This window comes from Faecousia intestinalis (assembly GCF_040096185.1).
Taxonomy (GTDB): Bacteria; Bacillota; Clostridia; order Oscillospirales; family Oscillospiraceae; genus JAZOXB01.
This window is the reverse complement of sequence record NZ_JBBMFF010000207.1, coordinates 1-7,150: the sequence shown is the minus strand read 5'-3', so window position 1 is coordinate 7,150 and position 7,150 is coordinate 1. Positions and strand designations below refer to the sequence as shown.

Sequence of the window (7,150 nt, the reverse complement as noted above, 5' to 3'; positions counted from 1 at the left end):
CCTCCACCTGGCCGGTATCCAGCCGTCAGTCCGAGGTGGTTCGCCGCACTATCGCCGAGCAGGCAAATCCGCTGACCAAGCCGGGGATTGTGGGTGCCTTCTGCCGTGCCTATTCCATCGAAGACGCTATCGACACCTTTCTGGCTGACATCTATGAGCCTTCCACCATGAACGGCCGCTATGACTATATCCCTGCAGACTCTGCTGCCGGTGTTGTGGTCTACGATGGCAAGTTCGCATACAGCCACCACGCCACTGACCCGGTCTGTGGCAAGCTGCTGAACGCTTTTGACCTTGTCCGCTTGCACCTGTTCCGTGAGCAGGATGAAAGCTGCGCTCTGGATACACCAGTGGGCAGACTCCCGTCCTTCAAGGCTATGTCCGAGCTGGCACTCAAGGATGACCGGGTCAAGGAAGTCTTTGCTGAAGAGCGTCAAGCCCAGGCAGCGCAGGAGTTCTTCGATGAGGACTGGCAGAACAAGTTGGAGCTGGATAAGGCCGGCAATATCAAGAATACCCTCCGCAACCTTACAGCTATCCTGCAAAACGACCCTCTGCTGAAAGCACTGACTTTCAACCAACTCCTGGACGGCATGGAGATCAAGGGCGATGTGCCTTGGCAGCACCCCACCAAGTTCTGGCGTGATGCTGACGATGCCCAGCTTATCAGCTACATCGACACCCACTACGGCACCTTCTCTGCCCGCAACTACGACATCGCCGTTGCCAAGGTCACCGATGACCGCTCCTACCATCCTATCCGTGAGTACATCGACCAGCTCCCCAAATGGGACGGTATTCCCCGTGTGGAGACACTCCTTATCGACTATCTGGCGGCAGACGATACGCCCTATGTCCGTGCTGTCACCAGAAAGACTCTGTGCGCTGCCATCAAGCGTGTTCTTGTCCCTGGTTGTAAGTTCGACTCCATGCTGGTGCTGAATGGCCCCCAGGGTGTGGGTAAGAGTACCCTCATTGCCAAGCTGGCCGGCGAGTGGTTCTCCGACAGCCTGAACCTGGGCGATACCAAGGATAAGACCGCTGCCGAGAAGCTCCAAGGCTACTGGATTCTGGAGATCGGCGAGCTGGCAGGGCTACGTAAGACCGAGGTGGAAACCCTGCGTTCCTTCTTGTCCCGCCAGAACGACATCTACCGTGCATCCTTCGGAAAGAGAGCCACGCCCCATCTGCGTCAGTGCGTTTTTTTCGGCACCACTAATGCCGAAACCGGGTATCTCCGTGATACCACGGGTAACCGCCGTTTTTGGCCAGTTAAGACCCCCGGCAACGGCAAAAAGCACTCATGGGAGTTAACCTCCGAGGAAATCCTTCAAATTTGGGCAGAGGCTCTGGTGTATGTGAAGCAGGGCGAGAAGCTCTTTCTGGATGCAGAGATTGATGCACTTGCCAAGGCTGAGCAGCGTGAAGCCATGGAGTCTGACGAGCGTGAGGGCTTGGTGCGTGAGTACCTGGAAACCCTGCTGCCGGAGGATTGGGACAAGCTGGATCTCTACGAGCGCAGGAATTTCCTCCAGGGTGGCGATTTCGGCCCTGCAGAGCATAACGGCACAGTACGCCGTAGCTCCGTGTCCAGCATGGAGGTGTGGTGCGAGTGCTTCGGCAAAGACCGTGCAAACCTCCGCCGCTCTGACAGCAACGAGATTATCGGCATTCTGAAACGCCTAGGCTGGCAGCGGGCAGATGCAAAGGTGCGCATTCCTGTCTACGGCCCTCAGTACATCTTCGTTCCGAAGGGGTGTTCTGAATGACAATGACGGCACCCACTCATAAAGGGAACAAGTACCCAGGCGAAATGCACCCTCACGGCACAAATACGGGAACACCTCAAGGGAACGGGGTGTTCCCCCGTAAGCAACAAGGTTTTCTGCTTTGCTTGTTCCTTGTTCCTACACATTTATATATATCGAAAGATATAGAAATAAAGGTAGTAAATCACCCAAAACACGCATATGCGCGCATAAGGGCATTTTACCGTTCTGAGAACAGCGGAGGTCAATATGAGAGAAAAACAGGTTGAGACAAAGCTGGTCACAGAAACAAAGTCAATGGGTGGTCTTGCACTCAAGTTTACAAGCCCTGGCTTAGATGGAGTGCCTGACCGCCTGGTGCTTCTCCCCGGCGGCAAAATGGCCTTCATTGAGGTGAAGGCTCCGGGCAAAACAATGCGACCCCTGCAGAAACGGCGAAAAAGGCAGTTGGAAGGACTCGGCTTTTTGGTTTTCTGCTTGGACAGACCAGAACAGATTGGAGGGATTCTCAATGCAATACAAGCCACATGATTACCAGAGCTACGCCACCAACTTCATATTGGACCACCCCGTGGCAGCGGTATTTCTGGACATGGGTCTCGGCAAGAGTGTCATCTCTCTGACCGCCATCTTTGACCTCTGCCTGGACTCTTTCCAGGTACGCAAGGTTCTGGTCATCGCCCCTCTGAGAGTGGCAAGAGACACATGGCCAGACGAGATCCGCAAGTGGGATCACCTCAAGGGACTAAGCTATTCCGTGGCAGTGGGCAGCGAGGCAGAACGAAAAGCCGCCCTCCAGCAGAGAGCCTTCGTGTACATCATCAACCGTGAGAATGTCCAGTGGCTCGTCCAAGACAGCGACATCCCCTTTGACTACGACATGGTGGTCATCGATGAGTTGTCCTCCTTCAAAAGCTACCAGGCAAAGCGGTTCCGAACGCTCCTCAAGGTTCGCCCCTCGGTCAAGCGCATCGTTGGGCTGACCGGCACTCCCTCCAGCAACGGTCTCATGGACCTTTGGGCGCAGTTCCGTCTCCTGGACATGGGGCAGCGGCTGGGAAGATTCATCACCCATTACCGCAACACCTACTTCCAGCCGGACAAGCGTAACGGACAGGTGGTGTTCTCCTACAAGCCCCTCCCCGGTGCAGAGGATGCCATCCATCAGAAAATCTCCGACATCACCATCTCCATGAAAGCTACAGACCACCTCCAGATGCCAGAGTGCATCATGAATGAGGTCAAGGTCCCCCTCTCCGAAAAGGAGCGGACGCTGTACGACTCCATGAAGCATGACATGGTGGTTTCCTTGGGCGGTGAGGAGATTGATGCCGCCAATGCCGCGGCCCTGGACAATAAACTGAGCCAGATGGCAAACGGTGCCGTTTACGGCGAAGAGAAAAAAGTCCTCCACCTGCATGACCGCAAGCTGGATGCTCTGGAAGACCTCATCGAAGCCGCCAACGGCAAACCCGTCCTGGTAGCCTACTGGTACCGCCACGACTATGACCGTATCGCCGAAAGGCTCCACAAACGGCACATCCCGTTCTCCACCATGGATTCTTCGGACAGCATTGCCCGTTGGAATCGTGGAGAAATCCCGGTGGCACTCATCCACCCAGCCTCTGCCGGCCACGGACTGAATATCCAGGCTGGCGGCAGCACCATCATCTGGTTTGGGCTGACCTGGTCGTTGGAGCTGTACCAGCAGGTCAACGCCCGACTCTGGCGGCAGGGGCAGAAATCCGATACCGTGGTCATCCATCATATCATCACTCAGGGGACGATTGATGAGCGAATGATGAAGGCCCTTCACCAGAAAGATATCAGCCAGTCCGCCCTCATCGAAGCGGTCAAGGCAGAATTGGGGGTGACCAAATGACAGCAAAAGAACTTTTCCGAGAGATCTCCAACATGGAGTCTTTCATCGAAACCAAGAAACAGAGAATTGCCGTCCTCACCGACCTGGTGTCCAGTCCCGGCGGTGCCAACTACAGTGGGATGCCCCATAACCCCAGCCCAGATCCGTCCCGAACCGCCACCATCATCTGCAACAAAATACAGCTGGAGCAGGAGATTCAGACAGACGAGCAGAAGCTCCAGGAGAAGAAGCTGTATGCCCTGAACATGATTGCCTCCCTGGACTCCGCAGATTACCAATCCATTCTGGTGAAGCGGTACTTTGAACACCTATCCTGGGACGCAATCTCATCGGTGCTTTTCTACTCCCTCCGCTGGACATACTACCTCCACGGTCATGCGTTGGAGGCTCTGGACAAGAAGCTGGCAGAGGGACTGAAAGAGTGCAGTTAAGTGCAGTCGAGTGCAGTTCACTTCACTTGTTTGCAGTCGGCCCCATGTGTTATGATTACAATAGCCGAATAAGCAGAGAGCCATCACGGGAGAAATCCTGTGGTGGCTTTTCTTATGCCCAAGGAGGTGGCAAGCATGAGCTACCGCGGGGTTGGATACCTGGAGCAATGCTGGTACATCCTCCGCTTTTTATAAAAGAACACACGATAGGAGGTGAACCGATGCCGAAGAAACCGCTGCGACCCTGCTCTCACCCCGGCTGTCCCAACCTCTGTGATGGGCAGTTCTGTGAGCAGCACCGCACGGAGGAGCGCCGTAAATACGATAAATACGAGCGCAGTCCCGATGTCAACCGCAAGTACGGCAGAGCGTGGAAGCGTATCCGTGATCGTTATGCCGCAGAGCACCCGTTGTGCGAACAGTGTCTCAAGGAAGGTCGGCTGACTCCGGTGCAGGAAGTACACCACATTCTGCCCGTTTCCAAAGGCGGCACTCACGCAAGGGACAATCTGATGAGCCTTTGCCAGTCATGCCACACAAAGATACATCACGACCTTGGTGACCGGTAGGGGCGGTCAAATCTCTACGGTCCTCGTGGTCGGGCAACGGCCCGGGGTCACGTGCGCAAAAAAGGCGAAATCAAAAGGGTAATTAAGGGAGGTGAACTCGGATGCCCACAAAATCGAATAACACAGGCGGCAGAGGCGGCGCAAGACCCGGTGCGGGGAGGAAGAAATCCGCAGTCAAGGACAAAGCCGAAAACGGAAATCCCGGCGGCAGAAAACTTGAAGTGCTGGACATTCCCGAAGTCGAGGGTGTTGATATGCCGAAGCCCCATGATTTCCTGTCTGCCGAGCAGCGGGACGGCAGCGTCCTGCAGGCACAGGAAATCTACACGGAAACATGGCAATGGCTCAAAGGAATCGGCTGCGCTGCAAAGGTATCACCGCAGCTTTTGGAACGCTACGCCATGTGTTCCGCCCGATGGGTGCAGTGCGAGGAGATGACCAACCGCATGGGTTTTCTCTCCAAGCACCCCACCACAGGGAAGCCAATTCCGTCTCCGTTCATCAACATCGGTATCAACTACATGAACCAGGCGGTGCGGCTCTGGAATGAGATTTTCCAAATCGTAAAAGAAAACTGCAGCACGGAATACGGCGAGTCAACGCCGCAGGATGACCTGATGGAGCGCCTGCTCCGTGCAAGAAAGGGGTAACGCCATGTTTGAAAAAGTAAATCCGTGCCACCCGGACAAGGTGGCGGACAGGATTGCCGGTGCGCTTGTCGACCTGGCATACAAGAAAGCAGAAAATCCCCGCATCGCTGTTGAAGTCCTCATCGGTCACGGCGTGTGCCACATCATAGTGGAAACCTCCGTCATGCTGGACAAGTCGGAGGTTGTTGCCACCGTTCACCGCATTGCAGGAAACCTTACCATTGACTATGCGGAAGTTCCGCAGGACAGTCACCTTGCCAACAATCAGGCAGACGGCGTCCGCTGCGGTGACAACGGCATCTTCAAAGGAATGCCCGTAACCGAGGAGCAGAAAGAGCTGTCGCAGATCGCACGGAACATTTTCTCCGTGTATCCAAATGACGGCAAGTACATCCTGGACGGTGACCGGCTCATTCTCTGTCAGAGCAATGCGCCTTCGGATGCACTCCGAAAGCTGTATCCCGATGCGGAGATCAACCCGCTCGGCGATTGGACGGGCGGCACCGATGTGGACACCGGCGCTGCCAACCGCAAGCTCGGCTCGGATATGGCTGACTCGGTGACCGGCGGCGGTCTGCACGGCAAGGATCTGTCCAAGGCGGATGTGTCCGTGAATATCTACGCTTTCCTCAAAGCCCAGGAAACCGGCGAGCCCGTGACACTCTGCTGCGCTATTGGGGACAATGCCGTGGACGGCAGATCCTACGCCGAAATCGTGGAGATCGCCCGAAACTACATCCACTCGGTCGGCGGCTTCGAGAAATTTGCGGAATGGGGGCTGGTCTAATGAAAACAACGACCGAGATGCAGCTCGTACCTATCACGAAGCTGGTTCCCTATGTCAATAACGCCCGTACCCATTCGCCGGAGCAGATCAACAAACTCCGCGCCTCGCTCCGTGAGTTCGGTTTTATCAATCCTGTCATCATCGACCGTGACTATGGCGTTATTGCCGGTCACGGTCGTATTCTTGCCGCCAAGGAGGAGGGTATCTCCGAGGTGCCGTGTGTTTTTGCCGACCACCTTACGGAAGCCCAGAAGAAAGCCTACATCATTGCCGACAACCGCATGGCGATGGATGCCGGATGGGACGAAGAGCTTCTGCGTGTGGAGATTGAGTCTCTGCAGGCGGCGGACTTTGACCCGCTCCTCACCGGCTTTGACGAAAAGGAGCTGTCGAAGCTCTTTGACGATGGCATTGAAGCCGAAGAGAATAATTTTGATGTGGATGCCGAGCTGCAAAAGCCGACCTTCACGAAATTCGGTGACATCTGGACGCTGGGGCGGCACAGACTCATCTGCGGTGACAGCACAAAAGAGGAAACCTACGCCGCCCTTATGGACGGCCGCAAGGCAAACCTCGTCATCACCGACCCGCCCTACAATGTGAACTACGAGGGCAGTGCCGGAAAAATCAAGAATGACAATATGGCATCGGAGAAGTTTTTTGACTTTCTCTTCGATGCCTTTTCCAATATGGAGAAGGTCATGGCGGATGATGCGTCCATCTATGTGTTCCACGCCGACACCGAGGGGATGAATTTCCGCAAGGCGTTTGATGCCGCAGGGTTCTATCTCTCCGGCTGCTGTATCTGGAAAAAACAGTCCCTGGTGCTGGGGCGCTCTCCGTATCAGTGGCAGCATGAGCCGTGCCTCTACGGATGGAAGAAGAAAGGCAAGCACCAGTGGTACACCGGTCGCAAAGAGTCCACCATCTGGGAGTTCGACAAGCCCAAGAAAAACGGCGACCATCCCACCATGAAGCCCATCCCGCTTTTGGCTTATCCGATACAGAACAGTTCTATGGCAAACAGTGTGGTGCTCGACCCCTTCGGCGGCTCCGGCTCCA

General features: G+C 55.4%; 8 protein-coding genes. All 8 read left to right on the top strand.

The window, feature by feature from the left end; translation table 11 throughout:
• Positions 1 to 1,769 (top strand): virulence-associated E family protein (locus WMO66_RS07135; protein ID WP_349135719.1); only part of this gene is annotated, 1,769 nt, incomplete at its 5' end.
• Positions 1,770 to 2,018: 249 nt separating this feature from the next.
• On the top strand, positions 2,019 to 2,300 hold the full coding sequence (locus WMO66_RS07130) for a VRR-NUC domain-containing protein (protein WP_349135718.1): 282 nt from the start codon (positions 2,019 to 2,021) through the stop codon (positions 2,298 to 2,300).
• Complete coding sequence (locus tag WMO66_RS07125) at positions 2,281 to 3,651, top strand: DEAD/DEAH box helicase (protein ID WP_349135717.1); 1,371 nt, start codon at positions 2,281 to 2,283, stop codon at positions 3,649 to 3,651. Before WMO66_RS07130 ends, WMO66_RS07125 begins: the two co-directional genes overlap by 20 nt.
• Entirely contained in the window at positions 3,648 to 4,082 is a 435-nt protein-coding gene (locus WMO66_RS07120) for a hypothetical protein (RefSeq protein ID WP_349135716.1), read from the top strand. The genes WMO66_RS07125 and WMO66_RS07120 overlap by 4 nt, the downstream gene beginning before the upstream one ends.
• Positions 4,083 to 4,303: 221 nt before the next feature.
• Positions 4,304 to 4,651 (top strand): HNH endonuclease, encoded by a 348-nt coding sequence (locus WMO66_RS07115; RefSeq protein WP_349135715.1) that lies wholly within the window; start codon positions 4,304 to 4,306, stop codon positions 4,649 to 4,651.
• A gap of 101 nt (positions 4,652 to 4,752) precedes the next feature.
• Positions 4,753 to 5,301: a hypothetical protein gene (locus WMO66_RS07110; RefSeq protein WP_022402549.1), complete on the top strand. Its 549-nt coding sequence runs from the start codon at positions 4,753 to 4,755 to the stop codon at positions 5,299 to 5,301.
• A 4-nt stretch (positions 5,302 to 5,305) separates the two neighbouring features.
• Complete coding sequence (locus WMO66_RS07105; protein WP_349135714.1) at positions 5,306 to 6,088, top strand: S-adenosylmethionine synthetase N-terminal domain-containing protein; 783 nt, start codon at positions 5,306 to 5,308, stop codon at positions 6,086 to 6,088.
• Positions 6,088 to 7,150: site-specific DNA-methyltransferase (locus tag WMO66_RS07100; protein ID WP_349135713.1), on the top strand; the 1,063-nt coding region annotated here is incomplete at its 3' end. The genes WMO66_RS07105 and WMO66_RS07100, both read left to right, overlap by 1 nt.